Here is a 24,646-nt window from a genome sequence, read left to right as displayed (position 1 = left end):
GGGCCGGGCCGCCAGAGCAGCCCACATCCGACAGGGAGCAAAGAATTGGACTTCACCAGAGACGAGAGTCAGGACGCGGTCGCCGAAGTCGTCGTGAGCCTGCTCGAACACGACAGCGCGCGTGATCTCGCGCTGTGGCCCGCGCTGGTCGACAGCGGGCTGCTGGCGCTGCCGCTGCCGGAACAGCACGGCGGCGACGGGATGGGACTGCTCGAGGTTTCGACCCTGCTGACCGAACTCGCGACCGACGCGGTGGCGGCGCCGGCGCTGTCGACACTCGGATTCGGCGTGCTGCCGCTGGTCGGCCATGCCGGAGACGACTTGGCGGCCAAGGTTTTTCCCGCCGTCGCCAAGGGCGCGATCCTGACGGCGGCACTGCACGAGCCGGGCGCCCCGTTCGTCGCCGAACCGCAGACGAAGGCGGTGGCCGACGGCGATTCGGTGCGGATCACCGGCCGCAAGATCGCGGTGCCGTACGCGGAACAGGCCCAGTGGATTCTGGTGCCCACCGATCGCGGAATCGCGGTCGTCGACGGTGACGCGAACGGCATCACCCGCACCGAGAGCCCGAGTTCCACCGGCGCGCCGGAATTCTCGGTGTCCTTCGACGACACGGTGATTCCGGCGGCGCAACTGCTGGATATTCCGCTGGAGGATCTGCACCGCATCGCCCTGGCAACCCTCGGCGCGGTCGCCGACGGCCTGCTCAGAGGTGTGCTGGCGCTGACCTCGGAACATCTGCGGACCCGCCACCAGTTCGGCCGCCCGCTGGCCGAATTCCAGGCCGTCGCACAGGAAATCGCCGATGTGTACGTGGTCTCGCGCACCCTGCAGGTGGCCGCGACCTCCGCGAACTGGTCGCTGGCGCAGCATGTAGGTCGCAGCCCGGCTCGGGCCTGGACCGACGGAGCGGGGGAGCGAAGCCCAGGGGCTGCGACCCGCGACGCCGGAGGCGGCGCCAAGGACACTGCACGTGTCGACGACGACCTCGATGTGCTGGCGTTCTGTGTGGCCTCCGAGCTACCGACGGCCATGCAGCGGTGCCATCACCTGCACGGCGGTATCGGCGTCGATGTGACTCACCCGCTGCACCGCTACTACTCACAAGCCAAGGACATCGCCCGCTGGCTCGGCGGTGCGTCGTTCCGGCTGGACCGGTTGGGAGCCAGATGTACATCGATCTGACCGCTGAACAGCACAAGCTGCGCGACGAACTACGCGCCTACTTCGCCGATCTCGTCACTCCCGAGGAGGAGGCCGAGATGGCGGTGAACCGCCACGGCGACGCCTACCGCGCGGTGGTCAAGCGGATGGGCCGCGACGGCTGGCTGGGCGTGGGCTGGCCGAAGGAGTACGGCGGCCAGGGCTTCGGCCCGCTGGAACAGCAGATCTTCTACAACGAGGCGGTCCGCGCCGATGTGCCGGTGCCACTGGTGACGCTGCTGACCGTCGGCCCGGCGCTGCAGTCGTTCGGTACCGAGGAGCAGAAGCGCAAGTTCCTGCCCGGAATCCTCACCGGCGACATCCATTTCGCCATCGGCTATTCCGAGCCGGACGCCGGCACCGACCTGGCCGCACTGCGGACCTCGGCGGTGCGGGATGCGAACGGCGACTGGATCGTCAACGGGCAGAAGGTGTTCACCACCGGCGCGCACGAGGCCGATTTCGTCTGGCTGGCGGTGCGCACCGGTTCGGTCGAGTCCCGCCACAAGGGCATCTCGATCCTGATCGTGGACACCACCGATCCGGGCTATTCGTGGACGCCGATCATCACCGCCGACGGCGCGCACCACACCAACGCCACCTACTTCGACAACGTCCGCGTGCCGGCGGAAATGCTGGTCGGGGAGGAGAACGGCGGCTGGAAGCTGATCACCACCCAGCTCAATCACGAGCGGGTCAGCCTCGGCCCGTCGGGCAAGATCGAACAGCTCTACGAGCGGGTGCGGGACTGGTCGCAGCGGCACGGCGTGCTGGAGGAGACCGAAGTGCGGCGCGCACTGGGCCGCCTGCATGCCATGGTGCGAGTCAACGAACTGCTGAACTGGCAGGTCGCCTCGAATATGGAACGCCCCGACGCCGACCAGCGCGATGTGATCGCCGATGCCTCGGCGACCAAGGTGTTCTCCACCGAGGCACTGCAGGAGGCGGGCCGGCTGGCGGAGGAGATCGTGGGGCGCTTCGGCGATCCGGCCGATCCGGCCACCGCGGAACTGCTGACCTGGCTGGACAAGCGCACCAAGCAGAACTTGGTCGTGACCTTCGGTGGCGGCGTCAACGAGGTCATGCGCGAACTGATCGCGCAGATGGGCCTGCGCCTGCCCCGCGTACCGAGATAGGAGTTTTCGCGTGTCGGAAACCATGACGGCGGAAGAGATCCGCGCCGCCGGGGAGAAGATCCAGCAGCTGGGCGAGTCCGCTCCGCGCCTCGGCCGTGACCCGGTGAACCAGCCGATGATCAACAACTGGGTCGAGGCGCTGGGCGACGCCAACCCGATCTACGTCGACGAGGAGGCCGCCCGCGCCGCCGGTCATCCCGGCATCGTCGCGCCGCCGGCCATGGCCCAGGTGTGGACCATGCCCGGCCTGCACGGATCTCGGCCCGCCGACGATCCGATGAACGCGGTCAACGATCTGCTCGACGCCGCCGGTTACACCTCGGTGGTGGCGACCAACTGTGAGCAGACCTACCACCGCTACCTCCGCCTCGGCGAGCGTCCGGTGGCGCGGACCAGGCTGCGGGAACTGGTGGGTCCCAAGCGCACCGGCCTCGGTGAGGGCTGGTTCGCCACTTACCTGCTGACCTGGTACGTCGACGACGAACCGGTCACCGAGATGTTGTTCCGGATGTTGAAATTCGCCCCCGGTACGGCGAAGCCCGCAGCAGCCCCGGGCGAGGTGTCGGCGGAGGATCTGGCGAAGCGGGTCCGGCCCACCGTGTCGAAGGACACCGAATTCTTTTGGGACGGAACGAAACTCGGCGAGCTGCGGATTCAGCGCCGGCCGGACGGGACGCTGCAGCATCCGCCGGTTCCGGCGTTGTGGAAGGACCACACCGAGCAGTCCGACTACGTGGTGGCCTCCGGCCGTGGCACCGTCTTCAGTTTCGTGGTGCACCACGCGCCGAAGGTGCCCGGCCGGCAGGTGCCCTACGTCGTCGCCCTGGTCGAACTCGAGGAGGGTGTGCGCATGCTCGGTGAGCTGCGCGGCATCGACCCCGGCGAGGTCGAGGTGGGCCTGCCCGTCGAAGTGGGCTTTCAGCGGCTCGACGACGACAACACCGTGCCCTACTGGAAGGCCGTGCGATGACCTCCACGATTCAGCCCGCCGCCGTGCGGGTCGGAACCGCCCTGCCCGAGTTGGTGATTCACGCCGATCCGACGTTCGTGGTCTCCACCGCGCTGGCCACCCGCGACTTCCAGGACGTGCACCACGACCGCGACAAGGCCGTGGAGCGCGGGTCGAAGGACATCTTCGTCAACATCCTCACCGACACCGGTCTGGTGCAGCGATTCGTCACCGATTGGGCCGGGCCGGGGGCGATCGTGAAATCCGTCGCCCTGCGCCTGGGTGTGCCGCTGTACGCGGGCGACACCCTGACGCTCAGCGGAACCGTGGCGGCCGTGGACGGCGCGGACATCACCATCGATGTGGTCGGCAAGGACAGCCTCGGCGACCACATCACGGCGAAAGCCGTTATCTCCCTGCAGGAGGCACGCCAGTGACGGGTCTGAGCCGCCGCGCCGCCATCGTCGGCATCGGCGCCACCGATTTCTCCAAGGACTCCGGCCGCAGCGAGCTGCGCCTCGCCGCCGAGGCCGTCACCGCCGCCCTCGCGGACGCGGGGCTGACCCCCGCCGATGTGGACGGCCTGACGACCTTCACCATGGATACCAACACCCAGGCCGCGGTCGCGCGGGCCACCGGCATCCCGAGCCTGAAGTTCTTCAGCAACATCCCGTTCGGCGGCGGCGCGGCGGCCGCGACGGTGCAGCAGGCCGCCATGGCGGTCGCCACCGGAGTCGCGGATGTCGTGGTGGCCTATCGCGCGTTCAACGAGCGGTCCGGAAATCGCTTCGGGCAGTTCGCGACTCACCTGGCGACCGGCAATCCCAGCTCGTCGGGTGTGGACAACGCGTTCTCCTATACGCACGGCCTGGGTACTCCGGCCGCGCAGGTCGCCATGGTGGCCCGGCGCTATATGCACGTCTACGGCGCGACCAGTGCGGACTTCGGCCGGGTGGCGGTCGCCGACCGCAAGCATGCTGCGGTGAATCCGGCGGCCCACTTCTACGGCAAGCCGATCACGCTCGATGACCACCAGGCCTCGCGCTGGATCGCGGAACCGTTGCATCTGCTGGATTGCTGCCAGGAGACCGACGGCGGTGTGGCCATCGTGGTCACCAGCGCCGAGCGCGCCCGGGACCTGCCGAACAAGCCCGCGCTGATCGCCGGTGCGGCCCAGGGTTCCGGTGCGGACCAGTACGTGATGACCAGCTATTACCGCGACGCCCTGACCGGTCTGCCGGAGATGGGCCTGGTGGGTGACCAGCTGTGGGCGCAGAGCGAGTTGCGGCCCGCCGATATGCAGGCGGCCATTCTCTACGACCACTTCACCCCCTTCGTGCTGATGCAGCTCGAGGAGCTGGGCTTCTGCGGTCGCGGCGAGGGCAAGGATTTCGTCGCCGACGGGGCGATCGAAATCGGCGGCCGGCTGCCGCTCAACACCCACGGCGGCCAGCTGGGCGAGGCCTACATCCACGGGATGAACGGCATCGCCGAGGGGGTGCGCCAGATTCGCGGCAGTTCGGTGAATCAGGTCGAGGGCCTGGAGAACATCGTCGTCACCGCCGGCACCGGCGTGCCGACCTCCGGGTTGGTGCTCACCGCGGCCTGACGTCCCGGCCGAGGCCGGACGTCTGCTCGGAGCGTGAACTTTTCGTGCAAACCTCCGCGAAATCGACGGAAAACCGCCGAAAGCGCCGAGGTTTGCACGATCAGTTCAGGGCATACGCCGTCGCCTACTCGACCGCAGCACGCAGTACTGCACGTAACGGCCGGGCCAACTGCTCGGCACTGTCCGGAGTCCCGGCGGCCGATTCCCTTCGCGCACCGGCGAATCGGTCGAATACCAAGCCCTCGATGACGGCGATGTAATCGGCTGCGGCCGTATCGGGATCGACGGCCCCGAGCGCGCGGAACAGCTCACGCGCGTGCCGATGGGAGAACAGGCTCGCGACCAGACGCGGGTGGAGCTCGCGGTCGCCGAGCAGGTCGGTGATCAGCATGTGGCGGGCGATCAGATGGTTACGGCGTTGCGCCAGTAGGTCGTCCAGCCATGTGGCCACCGCGGCGGCGATATCGTCCGGGGCGGTGGCCGGTAGGTCGGCGGCGCGGAAATCGGTACGCGACCGCTCGGTGATCGCGTCCACGATGGCCTCGATCAACGCGCGTTTGGTGCGGAAGTAGTACGAGGTCGAGCCCGGCGGAAGGCCGGCCTCGGTATCGAGGGCCCGATGAGTCAGCGCCCGCAGCCCCTCGCGGGCGATCAGGTCGATCGCCGTGCCGACGATGAACTCGCGCCGGTCCGCTGCGCGCACCTCACCCGCCGGACGTGTGGACATCGTCACCTTCTCTCGTCTCGTGCCGGATCATCCTCTACAAGTGTAGAGGTGCTCTACAGGCGTAGAGCCCTCAGGAGGGTGGAGACCGTGGACGGACTGGTTCTCGATGACGATCAGCGCACTGCCGCGGCGGCACTGGACGCGGTGGCCCGGCGATTGGGCCGGCGCCGGTGGACTTTCCCGCGTGGCCTCGGTTCGCACGCCCTGCCGGTGGCACTCGCGCGGCACGTCCCGCGCGGGGTGTACCTGCACGGCCGTCCCGGCCGCGGCAAGACGATGCTCATGGACGAATTTTTCGAGCGAGTGGAATCGACACGTAAGTGCCGCTTCCACTTTCATCAGTTCTTCGCCCGGCTCCATGCCGCGCTCGCCGAATCCGGCGCGCTGCCGGCCGCGTTGGACGCACTGCTCGGCGACACCGAACTGATCTGTTTCGACGAATTCCACGTCCACGACGTCGGCGACGCCATGCTGCTGACCCGCCTGCTCCAGGCACTGTTCGCGCGCCGCATCGTGCTGGCGGCGACCTCGAACTATCCGCCCGAGCAGCTCCTGCCCAATCCGCTGATGCACGCGAAATTCGAACCCGCCATCGCGCTGCTGCGTACCCATCTGGCCGTGATCGCGGTCGACGGACCGCAGGATTACCGCGCGCGCGAGTGCCGGGACCGGGCCCACGATCGGACCGGATTCGCGAGCGGGCGCTACGTGCGCGGGCCCCGGCCCGGCACCGACCGGCCGGCCGCGGTGCCGATCGCCCATCTCCTGCTGCGCGCGCGGGCCGCGGAGGCGGACCTGCTGGTCGTCGATTTCGACGAAATCTGCGTGAAGCCCTTGTCGGCCATCGACTTTCTGACCCTCACCCATACCTACCGGCGCTGGGTCCTGTGTGCGGTGCCCCGGCTGCGCCGGGTTCCGGTCGATGCGGTGACGCGCTTCGTCAACCTCGTCGACGTGCTCTACGACGCCGATCTGCCCCTCACCCTCTACACCGAGGTTCCGCTGCCGGAGTTGGTCCGCGGCGTCGCCGCCGCCCCGGATCTCGAGCGCACCGCGAGCCGGCTGAGCCGGTTGCCCGGCGCTCGCCCGGCGAGCGTCGCCGAGCCGGCCGGGTCGACGGGAGGCCGGTGATCGAGCCCTCGTGCGGGTCTTCCGAAGTGAAGTGCCTTCGTTTGGACGGATCTGCCCGAGACGAGGTCATTTGCTGTTCCCGGTCACAGTTTCGCCGGTTGTCAACTGGCGGCTAGGGGCATAGACCGCATCGGTCACCGTCCGGTGTCACGATTTCCCTCCTCACGGACCGTTCGGCATGTAACGATGTGCCTGTTTGTGCAGTTCGGATGTTTTCTGGGAGAGGCCCGTGGCCGGGGTGAGAACGGCGATACCACGCGCGATCGGGCTGATCGCATTGATGGCGTGCGTCGTCTTCGCGCTGCGCGGATACCTGCCGGGCACCGGTGGTCCGCATGCCCCGTCCCCGCCCTCGGCGGTGACGGTGGCACTCATGCCGGTGCTGTCGCTGGTATCCGTGGTGATCCTGCTGGCCGGGGTACTGACCAGCCAGCACCACGCGCCGCTGGCGATGGCCGAGGTCGACCGCGACCGCAAGCGGCAGCCGTTCCGATTGAGCCGGTTCGGGATCGTGATCCTCATCGGCACCGCCGTCGCGGCCGTGCTGACCGCGATCGTGTGGGCGGTATATCTGCTCGCCGGCGGTCGCGAGGAAGCTCCCGCGCCGCGGTCGAATCCGCCCGCTACCGCACAGCAGCCTGAAACCACCGCCCCGCCGACCACCCAGCCGTTCTCCGGCGCCCCGGAGTTGAGCGGCCACGCTCTGCTGTTCGTGGGCGTGTGCGCCGCGGTGCTGGTGGCGGTCGCGATTCTCGGTCTCGGCGTGGTGGCCTTCGGCGCTCGCGATGGCCGCGGGGCAGCGGCGGTACCGCCGGTGTCCGCACCCGCCGAGGCGCCGGTCTCGCTGGCACAGGTCGCCGAAATGGGCCTGGCCGCGATGATGGCCTCCGGAAAGGATGCGCGCGCCGCGATCATCGCCTGCTATGTCGCGATGGAAAGCGGTCTGGCGCAGGCCCGCGAGGTGGCGCCCCTGGTCTCGGACACCCCCTCGGAGGTGCTGGCGCGCGCCTTCGACCGCGGCGTCCTGCACGACGCCTCGGCCCGCGAACTGGTGACGCTGTTCGAGGAGGCCCGGTTCAGCCCGCATTCGATCCTGGAATGGCAGCGCATGCGTGCCGAACAGCTGCTGCGCATCGTGCTGGCGGATCTGCAGGGGGCGCGGCTGTGACCCGGATGACGATCGTGGTCGGCGCGGTGGCGATGATCGCGCTGATCGAGCTGGTCGGCCTGAGCAACCAGCGCGAGATGTTGCCGATCCTGGTCGGGGTGCCGGTGCTCGGCGCCCTGGCACTGCTGCTGTGGTCGCTGGTCGAGCGCTCCCGGGCGCGGGACCGTGCCGACGCCGACGATCACGACTTCGAGAACGGCCCGGCCGAAATGCTGAGCCGCTGGCACGCGCGGGCACAGATGCTGGCGACCCGCGCCGACGGCACCCGGGCCGACTGGGATCGCTATCTGCGCCCGCTGCTGGCCAAGGAGTTCGAACTGTCCAGCGGTCATCGGATCGCGAAGAACCGCAAGGCCACCGAGGCCGCCGGACGGCTGCAGTTCGGTCCGGAACTGTGGCGCTGGGTGGATCCGGCCAATTCGTCGCCGCGTGATCAGACCACGCGTGCGCCCGGGCGGGCCGCGCTCGACGAGATTCTACGTCGCTTGCAGAGCATGTGAGCAGCTTGCCGACATGTGAAATGGGTTGGAACTGATGCGAGATCGGATATGACGACACCTTTGGATGTGACCATCAAACGCACCGATGCGGTGCTGCGGGAGATCGCCCGCGCCGTGGTCGGCAAGCGCGATGAGCTGCAGCTGATCATGATCGCGGTGCTGTCGGGCGGCCACGTCCTGATCGAGGACCTACCGGGCCTCGGTAAGACACTCATCGCCCGATCCTTCGCCACCGCATTGGGTTTGGACTTCACGCGCGTGCAGTTCACCCCGGATCTGCTGCCCGCGGATCTGATCGGCTCGACGATCTACGACATGGCCTCGGGCCGGTTCAACTTCCGGCGCGGGCCCGTTTTCACGAATATGCTGCTCGCCGACGAGATCAACCGCACCCCGCCCAAGACACAGGCAGCGCTGCTCGAAGCCATGGCCGAGGGGCAGGTCAGCATCGACGGCGAAACCTTCCCGCTGCCACAGCCTTTCATCGTGCTCGCCACCGACAATCCGATCGAGTACGAGGGCACCTATCCGTTACCGGAGGCCCAGCTGGACCGATTCGCCATGCAGTTACGGCTGGGATATCTGTCGGAGAAGGACGAGACCCAGATGATCCGCCGCCGGCTCGAACGCGGCGCCGTCACCCCGCAGGTGGGGCAGGTGGTGGACGCGCAAGGTCTGGTGGAGATGCGGCAGGCGGTCGAATTCGTCACCGTCCACCCGGATGTGGTGACGTATGTGGTCGCGCTCGCGGCCGCCACCCGCGGTCATCCACAGGTCGAGGTCGGTGCGAGTCCCCGCGCCGAACTGGATCTGGTGCAGATGGCCCGCGCCCGGGCGCTGCTGCTGGGGCGCGACTACGTGATCCCGGAGGATGTGAAGGCGCTGGCGGTTCCCGCGATGGCGCACCGGATCACGCTGCGCCCGGAGATGTGGGTGCGCCGGATCCGGGGCGAGGACGTGATCTCCGAATTGCTGCGCCGCCTGCCCGTACCGCGCGCGACGGTGACATGAGACATCGCGACACCACCTCGGCGAGCGAGGTCGATCTGCGCTGGCGGCCCGCGCCACTGGTGTACATGCTGGCGGTCGCCGCCGCGGTCGCGCTGGTGCCGGCGATCATGCTGGATCGGTGGCAGCTGGCGGTGTTCGCCGCGCCGATGCTGGGCGTGCTGGCCACCGCGCCGATCCAGTTGTCGCGCACCAGGGTTCAGGTCGACGGCGGCGGGGTTCTGCGCTGCTTCGAATCCGAGGAGGTCGAGCTGCCGGTCGCCGCGTTCGTCGAACATGGGCACGCGCTGCTGCGCTGCCGTCCCGAGGAGGCGAGCGGGCTGGAGCTGCGGGTCGAGGAGTCCTCCGATTCCGGGCCCGCGCCGGCCGGTCTGCGGCTGGCGCTGTCGACCCAGCGCTGGGGCCGCTATCCGGTGACGGTCCGGCTGACGGCGTTGAGCCCGGCGGGCCTGGCCCAGGCGTCCGCGAGTGTCGCGGCCGGCGAGGTGTACGTGTACCCGATCGCCGACCCGCAGCGAATGCGGTTGCCGCGCACCGAACTTCCGGAACGGATCGGCACTCACCTGACCCGCAGGCACGGACCCGGCGTGGAGTACGCCGATATCCGCGCCTATGCGCCCGGCGATCAGTTGCGCATAGTCAACTGGCCGGTGAGCGCCCGCCGCGGCCGCCTCTACGTCACCGAGCGGCTCACCAACCGGGCCGCGGATGTCGTTGTGCTGGTGGATACTTCGCTGCAGGCTCCGGGCCCCGCCTCGGATTCGATGGAGCTGACCGTGCGCGGTGCCGCGCAGGTCGCGCAGACCGCGCTGCAGGCGGGCGACCGCACCGCCGTGGTGTGCCTGGGCCGCGCGCCGCGCTGGCTGCGGCCCGATATCGGGCGGCGCCAGTTCTATCGCATCGTCGACACGGTGCTCGGCGTCGGCGACGAGCACATCCCGAATGTCGGCACGCTGGCCCCGCATACGGCCGTGCCGATCGGCGCGATCGTGGTCGCGTTCTCGACCCTGCTCGACACCGAATTCGCGCTGGCCCTCATCGATCTGCGCAAGCGCGGCCATGCCGTGGTGGTCGTCGACGTGCTGCGCGGCACGCCGTTCAAGGACGGCCTGGATCCGACGCTGGCCCGGATGTGGCAGTTGGAACGCACCGCGATGTATCGCGATATGGGCACCGTCGGAGTGGATATCGTGGCCTGGCCCGACGGCGCCCGCCTCGACCAGGCGATGCGGCTGCTGCCCGACCATCGGCGCATGGTGCGGGTGAAGCGATGACGAGATTTCTGGCCGTACTGTCCGGGCTGCTGCTGACCACCGCGGTCGGCATCGTGCTGCCGTGGGCCGCGATTCCGGTTTTCGTCGCGGTGGTCGTCGGCTGGCGGTTCCGCACGGTAGCCGTGGTGGCGGTGCTGGTCGCCCTCGGCGCGTTGGCATGGGCCGATACCGGTGCGCTGGCCGCCGCCGGGACGGGTCTGGTGGCGACCACCTATCTGCTCAACACCGCCACGCTGCACGCCCCGGCCGGTGTGGTTCCCACCACATTGCCATCGGTTGTCGGGGCGCTCGGATTCGCGGCGGCGGCGGTGCTGGCGACGCTGATTCCGGGACGGCTGGCGTGGCTGCCGCTGTTGGCCCCGGTGCTGGTCGTCGTGTTGTACGCGGCGATCGTGCAGGGACTGACCGGGCGCGACGACGCCCCGGATGCAGCGGAACCGACGTAGTCGGCCGAGCGTGATATACCCCACAACCAGGGTGTTTGCCCTACTACGCGATGTCGTGGTTTCCTACTACGCCTTGTAGTCTGATGGCATGTGGATTATCCCGATCATCGCCGTCATCTGTTCCGTCGCGATCGCCGGCCTGTTCGCCACCGGCTTCCCGGACTGACGCCGACAGGCCCCGCCCGGAACATCAGCGAACCGGGATAGACGACACCGCCCGACCGGCACTGCCGGTCGGGCGGTTCTTCGTTCGGTGGCGAGTCGCGCCGATCAGGCGGTGAAGCTCAGCCGCACGTCGCTCAGTACCGGGGCGTCCTCGCGTTCGACCACGGTCGCGCCGATGACGAGCTCGTCGCCCTCGCGCCAGATCCGCGACCGGATCGTCTCGCCCGGATACAGCACGCCGGCGAATCGCGCCCGGAAGCCGGTCACCCGGCTCGCGTCCGAGTCCAGCACGGTGTCGGTGGCGGTCTTGCAGACCAGGCCGTAGGTGCACAGGCCGTGCAGGATCGGGTCGGGAAAGCCCGCGGCACGGGCGAATTCGGGATCCGAATGCAACGGGTTGCGGTCACCGCACATGCGGTACAGCAGCGCCTGCTGCGGCAGCGTCGGCGTGAGGACCTCGAAATCCGGCGCCCGGTCGGGCAGTACGGCCTTGGAGCTCGGGCCGCGCTCACCACCGAACCCGCCCTCACCCTTGGCGAAGATGGAGGAGATGTCGGTCCACAGTGGCTCGCCGTCGGATCCGACGATGGTCAGTTCCCGCGTGAGCACCGCTGCCGAACCCTTGTCCCACAGCTCGGTGACGCGCCCGGTCGCGGTGGCCTTCCCCTCGGCGGGGATCGGGCGGTGCACGATGATCTCCTGGCTGCCGTGCACCACCTTGGCCAGTTCGATCTCCACACCGGGATAGCTCACCTTCGGCGGATCGGTGAGCCGCATCGTCGGCGCGACGGTGGCGAAGGTCGGCAGCACTTGCGGCTGCTTGTCGTCCAGGTATCGCAGTTCGCCCGGATCGGTCCAGCGGGTACCGGCGCTCAGGCCCAGGTGGTACAGCTGCACATCCGAGGGCGTCCAGGAGAACTCCTGGCTCGGAAGTTCCGCTCCGAGAGCGGTTTTCAGGTCGATAGGCATTGTGTGTTCCTTGTTCGCCGACGTATCACGGGTCCCGATCGAGGGTGTCGCCGGATCCGATCCGATCGGCCGGACCACCCTCGATCGACAGTGGTGTCGCGGACGCCGCCGCGGGTGGCCGGACCGCTCCCATGGTGCCGGGATCGGCCCGGGCCCTCGCTGCGGGTCCCGCTCACCGGTGCCTGCCTACTTGCTCGCCGCGCCGGTGGGAGCCTTCTCCGCGCGCGCCTTCTCGACGATATCCATGACCGCCAGATAGCCGAAGGTCAGCGCGGGCCCGATGGTCGCGCCGGGACCGGCGTAGGTGTGGCCCATGACCGGGGTCGAGGAGTTGCCGGAGGCGTAGAGACCCTCGATCACGCTGCCGTCCGCGCGCAGCACCCGCGCGGCGGTGTCGGTGACCAGACCGCCCTTGGTGCCCAGGTCGCCGGGCACGATCTTGGCGGCGTAGAACGGGCCCTGCACCAGGGCCGCCAGGCACGGATTCGGCTTCACGGTCGGATCGCCGTAGTAGCGGTCGTAGTGGCTCTTGCCGCGGCCGAAGTCCTCGTCGACGCCCTTCTCCGCGAAGGCGTTGAAACGGGCGACGGTGGCGGCGAGATTGTCCGCCGGCACGCCGATCCGCTGGGCCAGCTCCTCGAGGGTGTCGGCCTTGACGATGTTGTCGTTTTCCATCCAGCGGGACGGAAAGCGCTGGCCCGGCTGCAGCCCGGCGAAGATGTAGCGGTTGCGGTAGCGCTGGTCGAACACCAGCCAGGCGGGGATGTTCTCGCCCGGACCGTCACCCTGACCCCATTTACCGCCGTACATGGTGTGCACGGCCTCGACGTAAGGAGCGGACTCATTACCGAATCGCTTACCGTCGGCGTTCACCATGATCGCGCCGGGCAGATTGCGCTCGGCCAGTGCGAACCACGGCTTGCCACCCTTGAAAATGGTCGGCCCCCACCAGGAGTCCTCCATGAACCCGATATCGCCGCCGACCTCCATACCGGCCCGGATGCCGTCACCGGTGTTGGCCGCCGCGCCCGTGGTCCACTCGGTGGTGATGGGCTTGCGCTGGTACTGCTCGCGCATCTCGGCGTTGTGCTCGAAACCGCCGGTGCCCAGGACCACGCCGTAGCGGGCCTTGAAGATCGTCGGCTCGCCGTCGACGGTCGCCTCGACGCCGACGACCCGGCCGTCTTCGGTGATCAGCTTGGTCAGAGGAGTGTTGAGCAGCACCGGGACGTTCGCGTCCTGCAGGCCCTTGCGCATGGCCGCGATGATGGCCTGGCCCATGCCCACGATCTGCTTGCCGGTGAATTTCGCCAGGTAGGTGCGGGCGCCGACCCGCATGGCGCGCATCATGCCCTTCGGATGCCGCTTGATGAGGTTGAGGCGCACGAAGTCGGTCTGCATGACGACGACGTTGAGTGGGGCCTTGGCGTAGGGCGGTTCCAGATTCGCGGCCTCGGCGCCGAGCACCTTCAGGTTGAACGGCTTCGGCTCGCAGGAGCGGCCGGAGCCCAGGCCGCCGGGGGCCTCGGGGTGGTAGTCGGAATAGCCGGGAACCCAGGTCATCTTCAGCGGAGAGTGATCGAGGACGAAGTCGAACGCCTCGGCACCGCGGTCGATGTAGGTGTCGATCTTCTCCTTCGGCACCACGTCACCGATGATGCTGTGCAGGTAGCGGCGGGCCTCCTCCCGGTCGTCGGGCCGGCCGGACGCCTTGAGCGCCTTGTTGCCCGGGATCCACACACCGCCACCACTACGCGCGGTCGAACCGCCGTAGTGCGCGGCCTTCTCGATGAGCACCGCGCGCAGTCCGTGGTGCGCGGCGGCGAGGGCGGCGGTCATCCCGGCGGCGCCGCTGCCGACCACCACCACGTCGTATTCCCGATCAGTCATGTAGAACACGTTATAGAATCGGATCAGGTTCGGTCTATATTGGTCTGGCAGATGGGACTGCTGACACGAGAAAATGCAGGAAAACTCGTTTCAGTTTGTATCCCGTTCACCGGCTGGTCCCCAGACCGAGCGCCCCAATGGAAGGAACAAGCGTGCTGTCCGACGCGGTACGGAATGAACTGGCCGCGGAGCTCGCGGTCGCCGAACGAGATCGGGTGCCGATCGATCCGCTGGTCACGCGGTATGCGGCGATCGACGTGGTCGACGCCTACGAGATTCAGCTCATCAACATCCGGCAGCGGCTGGCCGACGGCGCGAAGGTGGTCGGCCACAAGGTCGGGCTCTCCTCGAAGGCCATGCAGGAGATGATGGGCGTCGACGAACCCGACTACGGCCATCTGCTCGCCGATATGCAGGTGTTCGAGGACGTTCCGGTCGACACGTGGAAGTACCTGTTCCCGCGCGTCGAGGTCGAGGTCGGTTTCGTGCTGGGCGCGGATCTGCCGGGCGAGGAGTGCACCGAGGCCGACGTGCTGGCCGCGACGGTCGCCTACGCCCCCGCCATCGAGCTGATCGACACCCGCATCAAGAACTGGAATATCGCGTTGTGCGACACCATCGCCGACAACGCGTCCTCGGCCGGCTGGGTGCTCGGGCCCGAGCGGGTGGCGCCGGATGCGCTGGACATCAAGGCCATCGACGCGACATTGACCCGCAACGGTGAGGTCGTCGCCCAGGGCCGCAGCGACGCGGTACTCGACGATCCGACCATCGCGGTGGCCTGGCTGGCCCGCAAGGTCGCCTCGTTCGGGGTGCGGCTGAAGGCCGGCGACATCGTGCTGCCGGGTTCGTGCACCCGCGCCATCGACGCCCGTCCGGGTGACGACTTCCATGCCGAGTTCGCTGGACTCGGTTCCGTCCGTTTGAAGTTCAGCTGAGGGAGATCAAGTGCCTGACAATGGAAAGGTGACAGCCGCGATCGTCGGCTCCGGGAACATCAGCACCGATCTGCTGTACAAGCTGCTGCGGTCGGAGCGGATCGAGCCGCGCTGGATGATCGGTATCGATCCGGACAGCGAGGGCCTGAAGCGCGCTCGCGGGCTCGGTCTGGAGACCTCGCACGAGGGCGCCGACTGGCTGCTCGCGCTGCCGGAGAAGCCGGACATGCTGTTCGAGGCCACCTCGGCCTACGTGCATCGCGAATACGCGCCGAAGTACGAGGCGGCCGGTATCCGCGCGGTGGATCTCACCCCCGCCGCGGTCGGCCCGGCCGTCGTGCCGCCGGTGAACCTGGGCGCCAATATCGACACCCCGAACGTCAACATGATCACCTGCGGTGGGCAGGCGACGATTCCGATCGTCGCGGCCGTTTCGCGCGTGGTCGAGGTGCCCTACGCCGAGATCGTCGCCTCGGTTTCCTCGGTCTCGGCCGGGCCCGGCACCCGCGCGAACATCGACGAGTTCACCAAGACCACCAGCAAGGGTGTGGAGACCATCGGTGGCGCCAAACGCGGCAAGGCGATCATCATCCTCAACCCGGCCGAGCCGCCGATGATCATGCGCGACACCATCTTCGCCGCCATTCCAGAGGATGCCGACACCGACGCGATCAGCGAATCCATCCACCGGATGGTCGCCGACATCCAGGAGTACGTGCCCGGCTACCGCCTGCTCAACGAACCGCAGTTCGACGAGCCGAGCGTGATTTCCGGTGGGATGGCGAAGGTTTCGGTCTTCGTGGAGGTCGAGGGCGCGGGCGACTTCCTGCCCCCGTACGCGGGCAACCTCGACATCATGACCGCCGCCGCCACCCGGGTGGGCGAGGTCATGGCCGAACAGATCCTCACGGCTCGGGTCTAGGAGGGACCAGATCATGAACTACGTATTGCAGCCGTTCTCCCAGGAACTCGATGTCCGCGTCACCGACACCTCGCTGCGCGACGGTTCCCATCACAAGCGCCACCAGTTCACCGCCACCGAGGTGCGCGATATCGTCGCGGCCGTCGATGCCGCGGGTGTGCCGGTCATCGAGGTGACCCACGGTGACGGACTGGGCGGTTCCTCGTTCAACTACGGGTTCTCCAAAACCCCTGAGCAGGAACTGATCACGATCGCGGCGCAGACCGCGAAGCAGGCCAAGATCGCGGTCCTGATGCTGCCCGGCGTGGGCGTCAAGGAGGACATCAAGATCTCCCAGGACAACGGCGCGTCCATCGTCCGCATCGCCACCCACTGCACCGAGGCCGACGTCTCTATCCAGCACTTCGGCTATGCCCGCGACCTCGGCATGGAGACCGTCGGCTTCCTGATGATGTCGCATTCGCAGCCGCCGGAGGTGCTCGCGAAGCAGGCGCGCATCATGGCCGACGCGGGCTGCCAGTGCGTCTACGTCGTGGACTCCGCAGGTGCGCTGGTGCTGGATCAGGTGTCCGACCGCATCGCCGCGGTCGCCGCCGAACTCGGCGACGACGCCCAGGTCGGCTTCCACGGCCACGAGAACCTCGACCTCGCCGTAGCCAACTCGATCTACGCGGTCAAGGCCGGCGCCAAGCAGATCGACGGCAGCGCACGGCGTTTCGGCGCCGGTGCGGGCAACACCCCGGTCGAGGCGTTCGTCGGCGTGGCCGACAAGATCGGTATCAAGACCGGTATCGACTTCTTCGCCATCGCCGATGCCGCCGAGGACGTCGTGCGCCCGGCCATGCCGCAGGAATGCCTGCTCGACCGCCAGGCCCTGATGATGGGCTACGCCGGCGTGTACTCGAGCTTCCTCAAGCACGCCGAGCGCCAAGCCGAACGCTACGGCGTCTCGGCGGCCGAAATGCTGGTACGCGCGGGTAAGCGCAAGCTGGTCGGTGGCCAGGAGGACCAGCTGATCGACATCGCGCTGGAACTGCAGCGGGAACAGACCGCCTCCGCCTGATCACGCCGGAACGAAGGGCCGCGGACGACGCATCGTCCGCGGCCTTTGTCGTATTCGAGCGGCGCGCTGCCGGAAAGCCGTCCTTCCTCGATACGATTGCGAGACAATGCCCTCCGGCGTAACGACAGACCGATTCGCATCGATCCGGATACCAGGATCGAGATACATAGGCGCATTGCATCAGGAGATTCTCGAGCTCGAATTTTCGGACGAACCACGCATAGGAGCTTTCTGTGAAGATACGGGCGTTGATCGGCGGATCCCTTGCCGCCGTGGCGATGTCGATGACAGGTGCGGCAGTGGCCACCGCGGCGCCGGCGACGACGGCGACCGCTTCGACAGTTTTGAACCCCGCGGATTATCTGGTCGGTGACACCGTCTACTTCAGTGCCGGATATGCGAATTGTTCGATGCATCCCAACGGGGATGTCGGCTGCGACATCAGCCCCGGAATCGCGAATCTGTACGGCATTCCGATCACCAACCTCGCCATCGATCTGCCGTTTCTGCCCGCGCATCCGACCTTCGGCCTGACCGGTCCGCTCGGCCGCGCGGGCAGCCGCTCGATCGATCCGGGTCCGGCCTCCGACGGTTACGACTACGGCGGCACCATCAACTATGGCGGCGCCAGCTGCAGTGGCGGTGGTCGCGGCGCGATCACCTGCCACTCGAAGGGCCACAGCTTCAACTTCGGCTGGTCGGGCACCAACCTCAGCTGAGACCGGCACGGATTCGGCATACCGGGCCGGCGCGCAGCAGCCAGGGACCCGTGTGCGGCCCGGCGGCCGTTGTGGTTCTTTCGGTCGCCGACACCGGAATGCCGGTTGATACACTCGTGTATCCACGTGTCCATGGAGAGGAAGCGTTCGTGACGTCGGTCGGTTCCCGGGGTCGGTCCGAGGTCGGGCGCGGCCGGGGGGCGGAACGTCGCCGTGACGTATCGGCCGAATCGGGGACGCCGGCAGAGGTCGCTCACACCGGTGATGTCGCCGATCCGAGCGGCGTAGCGGCGCGCGAACCGCGAATGACGAAGCGGCGGGCCGAGACTCGGCAGCGGTTGCTCGACGCGGCCTTCGACGCATTCGCCGAAGAGGGGTTCGGTCGGTGCACGGTCGAGCAGATCTGTGAGCGCGCCGGATTCACCCGCGGGGCGTTCTACTCGAACTTCAGCTCGCTGGAGGAACTGTTCCTGGCGATGTGGGAGTTGCGGTCGGCGGAGATGCTGCGCGAACTCACGGCAGTGCTGGAGTCGGAGTCCGGCGCCGATGTCCACGATCTGCGCGCCGGTGTGGAACAGGTGCTGCGGGCGGTTCCGCTGGACGACAAGTGGTTTCGCATCACCGCCGAATTCACCGCCCACGCCCTGCGCAACCCGCCGCTGCGGCGGGTGATGGTCGCGCGGGAGAACGCGATCGTCGCGGCACTGCTGCCGGTCCTCGAGGCGCTGCTGAACCGCGCGGGCCGCACCGTCACCGACCGCGAGGGCCTCGGGCGGGCGGTGGTCGCGGTCCACGACGGAACCTCACAGCAGTGCCTGCTCGAACCCGGCGACGCCGCGGTCCGCGAGCAACGCACGACCCTGTTCACCCATGTCGCGATGGCCTACAGCGCGGTCCGTGACCTGTGACGCGCCCCCATGGGCAACCGATTACCCCGCAGGAGGCGACGATGTCCGAACGACCCGCGCTGGCCGAGGCGCTGGATCTGCAACCGCATCCCGAAGGTGGCTGGTTCCGCGAAACCTACCGCAGTCCGGTCGAATTCGAGCCGGACGGCTACGACGGCCCGCGCGCATCCGCCACCGCCATCCACTTCCTGTTGCTGCCGCACGAACGTTCCGCGCCGCATACCGTGCGCTCGGACGAGATCTGGTTGTGGCAGCGCGGTGGCCCGCTACTGCTGAACATCGGCGGCGACGAAGTGATTCTCGGCCCCGACGTCGAACGAGGACAACTTCTGCAGGCCGTGGTGCCCGCCGGTGTCAGCCAGGCCGCACGCCCGGCCGGGGACGAATACGTGCTGGTGAGCTGCGTGGTCGCGCCCGGATTCGATTTCGCGGACTTCCGGCTGGACTGATCGCCGGGGTGACAAATCGTGCAAACCTCGGCGATTCGGCGCGATTTCCGCCTGTCGTGCGGAGGTTTGCACGAATAGTTCAGGCCCGCCCACCGGATCCGAGTCGAATACGGTGGGCGGGCCCGAGTCACACGCCTGCTTACTCGTCGATCGCCAGCATCCCCTCATCGATCGCATACTGGATCGACTTCTCCAGATCCGGGCACGGATCCGGCCGCCCCGGCCCGGCCAGTTTCGCGAAGACCGGGCAGTGTTCGGCCGGGCTGACCGTCCACTGCACCGAACGCTGGTGTGAGGAGGACTTGCGGACGAGGACTTCCACCCCGCATGCCCGGCAGGCCACCGGCGTCAGGCCGTCTTCGAGATAGCGCTGCTTGTCGACGACCGTCTGGGCACGCACCTGCTCCCGGCGTTCCGGGCGGTCCGCGAAATCGGGTGCTTTGGCCCAGGAGACCATCAGGCACCAGCCTCCTGCTTGACGGCAGGGTCCTGCTGTGCCGCGTCCTCTTCCTTCTTACGCCGCAGATTCTCGGCGACCTCGGCCTCCCAGTGCTCGTTGGCCTTGGTGGTGTCGACCTCGAATTCGAAGCGCTGCACCATCTTCGGGTCGATATCGGCGACGTCGACGTAGAACTGGTCGTACCAGCGGCGCAGCTGGTAGACCGGGCCGTCCTCCTCGCAGAGCAGCGGGTTGTCGATCTTGGACTTGTGCTTCCAGATCTCCACGTCCTGCAGGAAGCCGTCACCGAAGAAGTCGGTCATGGACTTGGCCAGCTTCTCCGCCGTCTCGTCGTCGATGCCCTTGGGCTTCTCGACCGACAGGCCGTACTGCAGCACGAACGAATCCTGCGTCACCGGGTAGTGGCAGTTGATCAGCTGGACCTTGATCTGGTAGCCGCCGTAGATATTGGTCAGCGGGTTGATCATGTAGGACGGGCCGAAGTAGGACGCCTCCGACTTCAGCAGCGTCTCCCCGCCGTACTTGGCGGCCACGCCGATGTCCGGACGGCCCTTGGTCTCGAGGAACTGCGTGGCCACGTGACCTTCGAAGACGTTCTTGAAGTACGTCGGGAAGGCGAAGTGGATGTAGAAGAAGTGGGCCATGTCCACCACGTTGTCCACGATCTCGCGGCAGTTGGCGCCCTCGATCAGCATGGTGTTCCAGGTGAACGGGGTCCAGTCGTCGTTGCGCTCTTCGACCGGATTGCCGTCGGCGTCGGTGTAGGGCCCCTCGATGTAGGGGATGGTGACGTCGTCGGGCGGCGGATTGCCCTCGTGGTCGTGCCAGACGTAGAGCTGGCCGTTGCGCTCGAGGGTGGTCCAGGCGCGGGTGCGGGCCAGCGGCGGCACACGCCGCGCGTACGGGATCGAGGTGCAGCGGCCGTTGCCGCCCCAGCGCCAGTCGTGGAACGGGCACGCGATGGAGTCGCCCTTGATCTCGCCCATGCTGAGATCGCCGCCGAGGTGGCGGCAGTAGGCGTCGAGCACCTTCAGCTCGTCGTTGCTGTCGGCCCACACCACGAGTTTGGTGCCGAAAGCCTGCACGGCATGCGGCTTACCGTCGCGGAACGTCTCGGCCAGGCCCAGGCAATGCCAGCCCCGCGCGTACCGCGTCGGTGTCGAGCCGACGTCGATCTCGCGGACCTTCCCGCTCCGCTGTGCGGTTTCTGCCATCGTCATCCCTCCTCTGGAAGTACTAGAACACGTTACAAAATTGAGCGGCCCAGCGCCAGCTATTCCGTTGACTACCAGGCAAAGGTGTTCGTTGTGGGACAATGAACACCCGTTCTCGACATAAATAAGAACGTGTTCTAGTCTCAAGACAAGTATCGGTTCCGCAGAACGGAATGCGACCGATACACCCGTTCCGATTTCGACCAGGCAGGAGCAGCCCCCGAGATGACGCAAGAAGTAACCGAGCGGGTCGAAGCACTGTTGCCGAAGCTGCGCGAACAAGCGCAGGAGGCAGAAGATCTGCGCCGCATCCCAGACGAGACCATGAAGGCGCTGCAAGAGACCGGTTTCTTCAAGTTGCTGCAGCCGCGCCAGTGGGGCGGATACGCCGCCGACCCGGTCGTGTTCTACGACACCGTGCGCAAGATCGCCAGCGCCTGCGGTTCCACCGGCTGGGTGGCCGGCATCATCGGCGTGCACAACTGGCATCTGGCGCTGTTCGACCAGCAGGCACAGGAAGAGGTCTGGGGCGAGGACACCCAGGTCCGCATCTCCTCCTCCTACGCCCCGATGGGCGCCGGCGTGGTGACCGAGAGCGGCGACGGCTACATCGTCAACGGCTCGTGGGCCTGGTCGTCGGGTAGCGATCACGCCACCTGGACCTTCGTCGGCGGTCCGGTGATCAAGGACGGCAAGCCGGTCGACTTCGGCAGCTTCCTGGTCCCGCGCACCGACTACCGCATCGACGACGTGTGGAATGTGGTGGGCCTCAAGGGCACCGGCTCCAACACCCTGGTGCTGGAGAACGTCTTCGTGCCGCGGCACCGCTTCCTCAGCTACAAGAGCATGAACGACCTCACCGCGCCCGGTCTGCAGCAGAACACGGACCCGGTCTACAAGATGCCGTGGGGCACCATCCATCCCACCACCATCTCCACGCCGATCGTCGGCATGGCCTACGGCGCGCTGGACGCGCACGTGGAGCATCAGGGCAAGCGCCTGCGCGCGGCCTACGCCGGTGAGAAGGCCAAGGACGATCCGTTCGCCAAGGTGCGCATCGCCGAGGCCGCCAGCGATATCGACGCCGCCTGGCGGCAGCTGTCGGGCAATGTCGCCGACGAGTACAAGCTCCTGGTCGCCGGTGAGGAGATTCCGTTCGACCTGCGCGTGGCGGCGCGTCGCGATCAGGTCCGCGCCACCGGCCGGGCCATCGCCTCGATCGACAAGCTGTTCGAGAGTTCGGGTGCGACCGCGCTCGCGAACGGCACTCCGCTGCAACGGTTCTGGCGCGACGCGCACGCCGGCCGCGTGCACGCCGCCAACGACCCCGAGCGCGCCTACATGATGTACGGCACCCACGCGTTCGGCCTGCCGGTCACCGACGGGATGGTGTGATGACCGCCGTCTCGGAGTTGACCTACGAGTCCACCTCGAAGTTCGCCCAGGTCCGCCCGGATCTGAAGCTGCACTATCACGAGGCCGGCGAGGGCAACGGTCCCACCATCGTGCTGCTGCACGGCGGTGGTCCGGGCGCCTCGTCGTGGTCGAACTTCGCGCGCAACATCCCGGTGCTGGCGCAGCACTTCCACGTGCTGGCCGTGGATCAGCCGGGCTTCGGGCAGTCGGACAAGCCGACCGACCACCCGCAGTACTTCGTGCACAGCGCCTCGGCGCTGAAGGATCTGCTCGACACCCTCGGCATCACCGAACGCGTTCACCTGCTGGGCAATTCGCTGGGCGGCGGTGCGGCGGTGCGCTTCGCGCTCGACTATCCGGACCGGGCCGGCAAGCTGGTCCTGATGGGTCCCGGCGGGCTGAGCACCAACCTGTTCGCGCCGGACCCGACCGAGGGCGTCAAGGCGCTGGGCAAGTTCAACGTCGAGCCCACCCGCGACAATCTGGAGAAGTTCCTGCGGATCATGGTCTTCGACCAGTCGCTGATCACGCCGGAACTGCTCGACGAGCGCTTCGCCTCGGCCAATACACCCGAAGCGCTGGCCGCGACCCGCGCGATGGGTAAGTCGTTCGCCAGTGCGGATTTCGAGAAGGGCATGCTGTGGCGGGAGGCGTACAAGTTGCGCCAGCCGGTGCTGCTCATCTGGGGCCGTGAGGACCGGGTGAATCCGCTCGACGGTGCTCTGGTCGCGCTGAAGACCATCCCGCGCGCGCAACTGCACGTGTTCGGCGGGTGCGGGCATTGGGCGCAGTTGGAGAAGTTCGACGAATTCAACCGGCTGGCAACAGATTTCCTCTTCGGTGTGAAGGAGGCACGATGAGTATTCGTGCGCTCGGGTACATGCGCATCGAGGCGACCGACGTGGCCGCCTGGCGCGAGTACGGGCTCAAGGTGCTCGGCATGATGGAGGCCGACGGGCCCAATCCGGATGCCCTCTATCTGCGGATGGACGATTTTCCCGCCCGCCTGGTGATCGTGCCGGGCGAGCAGGACCGCCTGCAGGTCTCGGGCTGGGAGGTCACCGATGCCCCTGGGCTGCAACGACTTCGGGAGACGTTGACCAAGGCCGACGTCGCCTTCGACGAGGGCACCAAGGACGAGCTCGCGGAGCGGCGCGTCGAGGGCATGATCCGCTTCCAGGATCCCTCCGGCAATACGCTCGAGGCGTTCTACGGTGCTCAGTACCTGGCTCGGCGGTTCGTCAGCCCCTACGGCCACAAGTTCGTCACCGCCGAACAGGGTCTGGGACATGTCGTGCTGACCTGCACCGACGATGCCGAGGCGCAGGCGTTCTACCAGGACGTCCTGGGGTTCCGGCTGCGCGATTCGATGCGGCTGCCACCGCAGGTCGTCGGCCGGCCCGCCGACGGCGACCCGGCGTGGCTGCGCTTCTACGGCTGCAATCCGCGCCACCACGCGCTGGCGTTCCTGCCGCTGCCGAATCCGACCGGCATCGTGCACCTCATGGTCGAGGTGGAGAATTCCGACGACGTCGGTCTCTGCCTGGATCGCGCGCTGCGCAAGAAGGTCAAGATGTCGGCCACGCTCGGCCGGCACATCAACGACAAGATGTTGTCGTTCTACATGAAGACCCCCGGCGGATTCGACATCGAATTCGGCTGTGAGGGTTTGGAAGTCGACGACCACTCCTGGATCGCGCGGGAATCCACCGCGGTGAGCCTGTGGGGTCACGACTTCACGGTGGGATTCAAGTAGCGAGCGCGGAGAGGGCGACAACCATGACCGCCACGGGCGAATACCCCGAGATCGACGGCCGGCAGTTCCGGAATGTACTGGGACAGTTCTGCACCGGTATCACGGTGATCACCACCTTCACCGAGACCGAGGACACCGAGCGGGCGCCGATCGGTTTCGCCTGTCAGTCCTTCGCCGCCCTCTCCCTCGACCCGCCGCTCGTGCTGTTCTGTCCCACCAAGGGATCGCGGTCCTGGGCCGCGATCGAGCAGTCGGGACGGTTCTGCGTGAACGTCCTGGCCGAGGAACAACAACAGGTGTGTGCCCGCTTCGGTTCCCGCGAACCCGACAAGTTCGCCGGAATCGGCTGGAGCACTTCGGAGCTGGGACTTCCGGTCCTGGACGACGCGCTGGCCACGATCCAGTGCACGGTGGACAGCGTCGTCGACGGCGGCGATCACTACATCGTGATCGGCCGGGTACTGGCCCTGTCGGAGTCCACGGACTCCGGCAGGCCGCTTCTCTTCTACCGCGGCCAGTACACCGCCATCGAACCCGAGAAGACCACTCCGGCCCCCTGGCGAGCCGACCTCGAACACTTCCTCACCACCACCACCCTGGACACCTGGTTGTAGGTCCGGGCAATC

26 protein-coding genes are annotated in these 24,646 nt (G+C 67.6%); 21 read left to right on the top strand and 5 right to left on the bottom strand.

The genetic code is table 11. The features are described 5' to 3' along the window. Window positions 1-45: 45 nt before the first annotated feature. The 5 genes from NK1_RS01655 to NK1_RS01635 are packed head-to-tail and all read left to right on the top strand — an operon-like array spanning window position 46 to window position 4,897. On the top strand, window positions 46-1,185 hold the full coding sequence (locus NK1_RS01655) for an acyl-CoA dehydrogenase family protein (RefSeq protein WP_063006845.1): 1,140 nt from the start codon (window positions 46-48) through the stop codon (window positions 1,183-1,185). Then, entirely contained in the window at window positions 1,170-2,339 is a 1,170-nt protein-coding gene (locus tag NK1_RS01650; RefSeq protein WP_063006844.1) for an acyl-CoA dehydrogenase family protein, read from the top strand. The genes NK1_RS01655 and NK1_RS01650 overlap by 16 nt, the downstream gene beginning before the upstream one ends. 22 nt (window positions 2,340-2,361) lie before the next feature. Beyond that, a complete protein-coding gene (locus NK1_RS01645; RefSeq protein ID WP_084460529.1) occupies window positions 2,362-3,309 on the top strand; it encodes a bifunctional MaoC family dehydratase N-terminal/OB-fold nucleic acid binding domain-containing protein in 948 nt (315 codons plus the stop codon). Next, complete coding sequence (locus NK1_RS01640) at window positions 3,306-3,725, top strand: MaoC family dehydratase (protein ID WP_063006842.1); 420 nt, start codon at window positions 3,306-3,308, stop codon at window positions 3,723-3,725. Before NK1_RS01645 ends, NK1_RS01640 begins: the two co-directional genes overlap by 4 nt. Next, window positions 3,722-4,897: a lipid-transfer protein gene (locus NK1_RS01635; RefSeq protein ID WP_063006841.1), complete on the top strand. Its 1,176-nt coding sequence runs from the start codon at window positions 3,722-3,724 to the stop codon at window positions 4,895-4,897. The genes NK1_RS01640 and NK1_RS01635 overlap by 4 nt, the downstream gene beginning before the upstream one ends. Before the next feature lie 124 nt (window positions 4,898-5,021). Here the strand turns inward: NK1_RS01635 and NK1_RS01630 are convergent, their stop codons facing one another. After that, entirely contained in the window at window positions 5,022-5,624 is a 603-nt protein-coding gene (locus NK1_RS01630; protein WP_063006840.1) for a TetR/AcrR family transcriptional regulator, read from the bottom strand. An 87-nt stretch (window positions 5,625-5,711) separates the two neighbouring features. Between NK1_RS01630 and zapE the strand changes: the two genes are divergently transcribed. The 6 genes from zapE to NK1_RS01600 all read left to right on the top strand — a co-directional run bounded on the left by zapE (window position 5,712) and on the right by NK1_RS01600 (window position 11,151). Then, the gene (zapE, locus tag NK1_RS01625) at window positions 5,712-6,755 is read left to right on the top strand and encodes a cell division protein ZapE (RefSeq protein WP_063007018.1); all 1,044 of its coding nucleotides are present in this window, start codon (window positions 5,712-5,714) and stop codon (window positions 6,753-6,755) included. A gap of 229 nt (window positions 6,756-6,984) precedes the next feature. After that, window positions 6,985-7,923: a DUF4129 domain-containing protein gene (locus NK1_RS01620; RefSeq protein WP_245660302.1), complete on the top strand. Its 939-nt coding sequence runs from the start codon at window positions 6,985-6,987 to the stop codon at window positions 7,921-7,923. Between the two features lie 5 nt (window positions 7,924-7,928). After that, window positions 7,929-8,423, top strand: a complete 495-nt coding sequence (locus NK1_RS01615) for a hypothetical protein (protein ID WP_063007016.1) — start codon at window positions 7,929-7,931, stop codon at window positions 8,421-8,423. 48 nt (window positions 8,424-8,471) lie between these two features. Next, on the top strand, window positions 8,472-9,434 hold the full coding sequence (locus NK1_RS01610; protein ID WP_063006839.1) for an AAA family ATPase: 963 nt from the start codon (window positions 8,472-8,474) through the stop codon (window positions 9,432-9,434). Beyond that, window positions 9,431-10,705, top strand: coding sequence for a DUF58 domain-containing protein (locus NK1_RS01605; protein ID WP_063006838.1), 1,275 nt, complete (start codon window positions 9,431-9,433; stop codon window positions 10,703-10,705). The genes NK1_RS01610 and NK1_RS01605 overlap by 4 nt, the downstream gene beginning before the upstream one ends. Continuing rightward, window positions 10,702-11,151, top strand: a complete 450-nt coding sequence (locus NK1_RS01600; protein ID WP_063006837.1) for a hypothetical protein — start codon at window positions 10,702-10,704, stop codon at window positions 11,149-11,151. The genes NK1_RS01605 and NK1_RS01600 overlap by 4 nt, the downstream gene beginning before the upstream one ends. Window positions 11,152-11,421: 270 nt before the next feature. Here NK1_RS01600 and chsH3 read toward each other — a convergent pair whose 3' ends face one another. Beyond that, window positions 11,422-12,285, bottom strand: coding sequence for an enoyl-CoA hydratase ChsH3 (gene chsH3 / locus NK1_RS01595; RefSeq protein ID WP_063007015.1), 864 nt, complete (start codon window positions 12,283-12,285; stop codon window positions 11,422-11,424). Window positions 12,286-12,471: 186 nt separating this feature from the next. Next, window positions 12,472-14,184, bottom strand: coding sequence for a 3-oxosteroid 1-dehydrogenase (gene kstD, locus NK1_RS01590; protein ID WP_063006836.1), 1,713 nt, complete (start codon window positions 14,182-14,184; stop codon window positions 12,472-12,474). Between the two features lie 143 nt (window positions 14,185-14,327). Here kstD and NK1_RS01585 point away from each other — a divergent pair, with 143 nt between their 5' ends. From NK1_RS01585 to NK1_RS01560, 6 genes are all read left to right on the top strand, one after another. Then, window positions 14,328-15,113, top strand: coding sequence for a 2-keto-4-pentenoate hydratase (locus tag NK1_RS01585; protein ID WP_063006835.1), 786 nt, complete (start codon window positions 14,328-14,330; stop codon window positions 15,111-15,113). 10 nt (window positions 15,114-15,123) lie between these two features. Beyond that, window positions 15,124-16,035 (top strand): acetaldehyde dehydrogenase (acetylating), encoded by a 912-nt coding sequence (locus NK1_RS01580; RefSeq protein WP_062994503.1) that lies wholly within the window; start codon window positions 15,124-15,126, stop codon window positions 16,033-16,035. A 13-nt stretch (window positions 16,036-16,048) separates the two neighbouring features. Next, entirely contained in the window at window positions 16,049-17,098 is a 1,050-nt protein-coding gene (gene dmpG, locus NK1_RS01575) for a 4-hydroxy-2-oxovalerate aldolase (protein ID WP_062994502.1), read from the top strand. Between the two features lie 233 nt (window positions 17,099-17,331). Further along, window positions 17,332-17,817 (top strand): hypothetical protein, encoded by a 486-nt coding sequence (locus NK1_RS01570; protein ID WP_063006834.1) that lies wholly within the window; start codon window positions 17,332-17,334, stop codon window positions 17,815-17,817. 305 nt (window positions 17,818-18,122) lie between these two features. Beyond that, entirely contained in the window at window positions 18,123-18,725 is a 603-nt protein-coding gene (locus NK1_RS01565) for a TetR/AcrR family transcriptional regulator (protein ID WP_063007014.1), read from the top strand. Window positions 18,726-18,766: 41 nt separating this feature from the next. Beyond that, entirely contained in the window at window positions 18,767-19,174 is a 408-nt protein-coding gene (locus NK1_RS01560) for a cupin domain-containing protein (RefSeq protein ID WP_063006833.1), read from the top strand. Between the two features lie 139 nt (window positions 19,175-19,313). Here the strand turns inward: NK1_RS01560 and NK1_RS01555 are convergent, their stop codons facing one another. Both NK1_RS01555 and NK1_RS01550 read right to left on the bottom strand, forming a co-directional pair. Next, window positions 19,314-19,631: a hypothetical protein gene (locus NK1_RS01555; protein WP_039775843.1), complete on the bottom strand. Its 318-nt coding sequence runs from the start codon at window positions 19,629-19,631 to the stop codon at window positions 19,314-19,316. Then, window positions 19,631-20,848: a 3-ketosteroid-9-alpha-monooxygenase, oxygenase component gene (locus NK1_RS01550; protein WP_063007013.1), complete on the bottom strand. Its 1,218-nt coding sequence runs from the start codon at window positions 20,846-20,848 to the stop codon at window positions 19,631-19,633. The genes NK1_RS01555 and NK1_RS01550 overlap by 1 nt, the downstream gene beginning before the upstream one ends. Before the next feature lie 225 nt (window positions 20,849-21,073). Between NK1_RS01550 and hsaA the strand changes: the two genes are divergently transcribed. The 4 genes from hsaA to hsaB are packed head-to-tail and all read left to right on the top strand — an operon-like array spanning window position 21,074 to window position 24,634. After that, window positions 21,074-22,243, top strand: a complete 1,170-nt coding sequence (hsaA, locus tag NK1_RS01545) for a 3-hydroxy-9,10-secoandrosta-1,3,5(10)-triene-9,17-dione monooxygenase oxygenase subunit (protein ID WP_030517284.1) — start codon at window positions 21,074-21,076, stop codon at window positions 22,241-22,243. Then, window positions 22,243-23,124 carry a 4,5:9,10-diseco-3-hydroxy-5,9,17-trioxoandrosta-1(10),2-diene-4-oate hydrolase gene (gene hsaD, locus NK1_RS01540; RefSeq protein WP_062994499.1) on the top strand — a complete coding sequence of 294 codons (882 nt, stop codon included), beginning with the start codon at window positions 22,243-22,245 and terminating at the stop codon, window positions 23,122-23,124. Before hsaA ends, hsaD begins: the two co-directional genes overlap by 1 nt. Continuing rightward, a complete protein-coding gene (gene hsaC, locus NK1_RS01535) occupies window positions 23,121-24,020 on the top strand; it encodes an iron-dependent extradiol dioxygenase HsaC (protein WP_063006832.1) in 900 nt (299 codons plus the stop codon). Before hsaD ends, hsaC begins: the two co-directional genes overlap by 4 nt. Before the next feature lie 23 nt (window positions 24,021-24,043). Beyond that, window positions 24,044-24,634: a 3-hydroxy-9,10-secoandrosta-1,3,5(10)-triene-9,17-dione monooxygenase reductase subunit gene (gene hsaB, locus NK1_RS01530; RefSeq protein WP_063006831.1), complete on the top strand. Its 591-nt coding sequence runs from the start codon at window positions 24,044-24,046 to the stop codon at window positions 24,632-24,634. Window positions 24,635-24,646: the final 12 nt, after the last annotated feature.

Source organism: Nocardia kruczakiae NBRC 101016, from assembly GCF_001612965.1.
GTDB lineage: Bacteria > Actinomycetota > Actinomycetes > Mycobacteriales > Mycobacteriaceae > Nocardia > Nocardia kruczakiae.
This window is presented reverse-complemented; position numbering and strand designations above follow the sequence as displayed.

Bases quoted from the DNA above. Each gene is read 5' to 3' on its own strand.
- NK1_RS01565 (WP_063007014.1), top strand. From the start codon at position 18,123: ATGACGAAGCGGCGGGCCGAGACTCGGCAGCGGTTGCTCGACGCGGCC.
- NK1_RS01610 (WP_063006839.1), top strand. From the start codon at position 8,472: ATGACGACACCTTTGGATGTGACCATCAAACGCACCGATGCGGTGCTG.
- NK1_RS01550 (WP_063007013.1), bottom strand. From the start codon at position 20,848: ATGGCAGAAACCGCACAGCGGAGCGGGAAGGTCCGCGAGATCGACGTC.
- dmpG (WP_062994502.1), top strand. From the start codon at position 16,049: ATGAACTACGTATTGCAGCCGTTCTCCCAGGAACTCGATGTCCGCGTC.
- NK1_RS01615 (WP_063007016.1), top strand. From the start codon at position 7,929: ATGACGATCGTGGTCGGCGCGGTGGCGATGATCGCGCTGATCGAGCTG.
- NK1_RS01605 (WP_063006838.1), top strand. From the start codon at position 9,431: ATGAGACATCGCGACACCACCTCGGCGAGCGAGGTCGATCTGCGCTGG.
- NK1_RS01650 (WP_063006844.1), top strand. From the start codon at position 1,170: ATGTACATCGATCTGACCGCTGAACAGCACAAGCTGCGCGACGAACTA.
- chsH3 (WP_063007015.1), bottom strand. From the start codon at position 12,285: ATGCCTATCGACCTGAAAACCGCTCTCGGAGCGGAACTTCCGAGCCAG.
- NK1_RS01555 (WP_039775843.1), bottom strand. From the start codon at position 19,631: ATGGTCTCCTGGGCCAAAGCACCCGATTTCGCGGACCGCCCGGAACGC.
- NK1_RS01600 (WP_063006837.1), top strand. From the start codon at position 10,702: ATGACGAGATTTCTGGCCGTACTGTCCGGGCTGCTGCTGACCACCGCG.
- NK1_RS01630 (WP_063006840.1), bottom strand. From the start codon at position 5,624: ATGTCCACACGTCCGGCGGGTGAGGTGCGCGCAGCGGACCGGCGCGAG.
- hsaC (WP_063006832.1), top strand. From the start codon at position 23,121: ATGAGTATTCGTGCGCTCGGGTACATGCGCATCGAGGCGACCGACGTG.
- hsaB (WP_063006831.1), top strand. From the start codon at position 24,044: ATGACCGCCACGGGCGAATACCCCGAGATCGACGGCCGGCAGTTCCGG.
- NK1_RS01560 (WP_063006833.1), top strand. From the start codon at position 18,767: ATGTCCGAACGACCCGCGCTGGCCGAGGCGCTGGATCTGCAACCGCAT.
- NK1_RS01640 (WP_063006842.1), top strand. From the start codon at position 3,306: ATGACCTCCACGATTCAGCCCGCCGCCGTGCGGGTCGGAACCGCCCTG.
- hsaA (WP_030517284.1), top strand. From the start codon at position 21,074: ATGACGCAAGAAGTAACCGAGCGGGTCGAAGCACTGTTGCCGAAGCTG.
- hsaD (WP_062994499.1), top strand. From the start codon at position 22,243: ATGACCGCCGTCTCGGAGTTGACCTACGAGTCCACCTCGAAGTTCGCC.
- NK1_RS01645 (WP_084460529.1), top strand. From the start codon at position 2,362: ATGACGGCGGAAGAGATCCGCGCCGCCGGGGAGAAGATCCAGCAGCTG.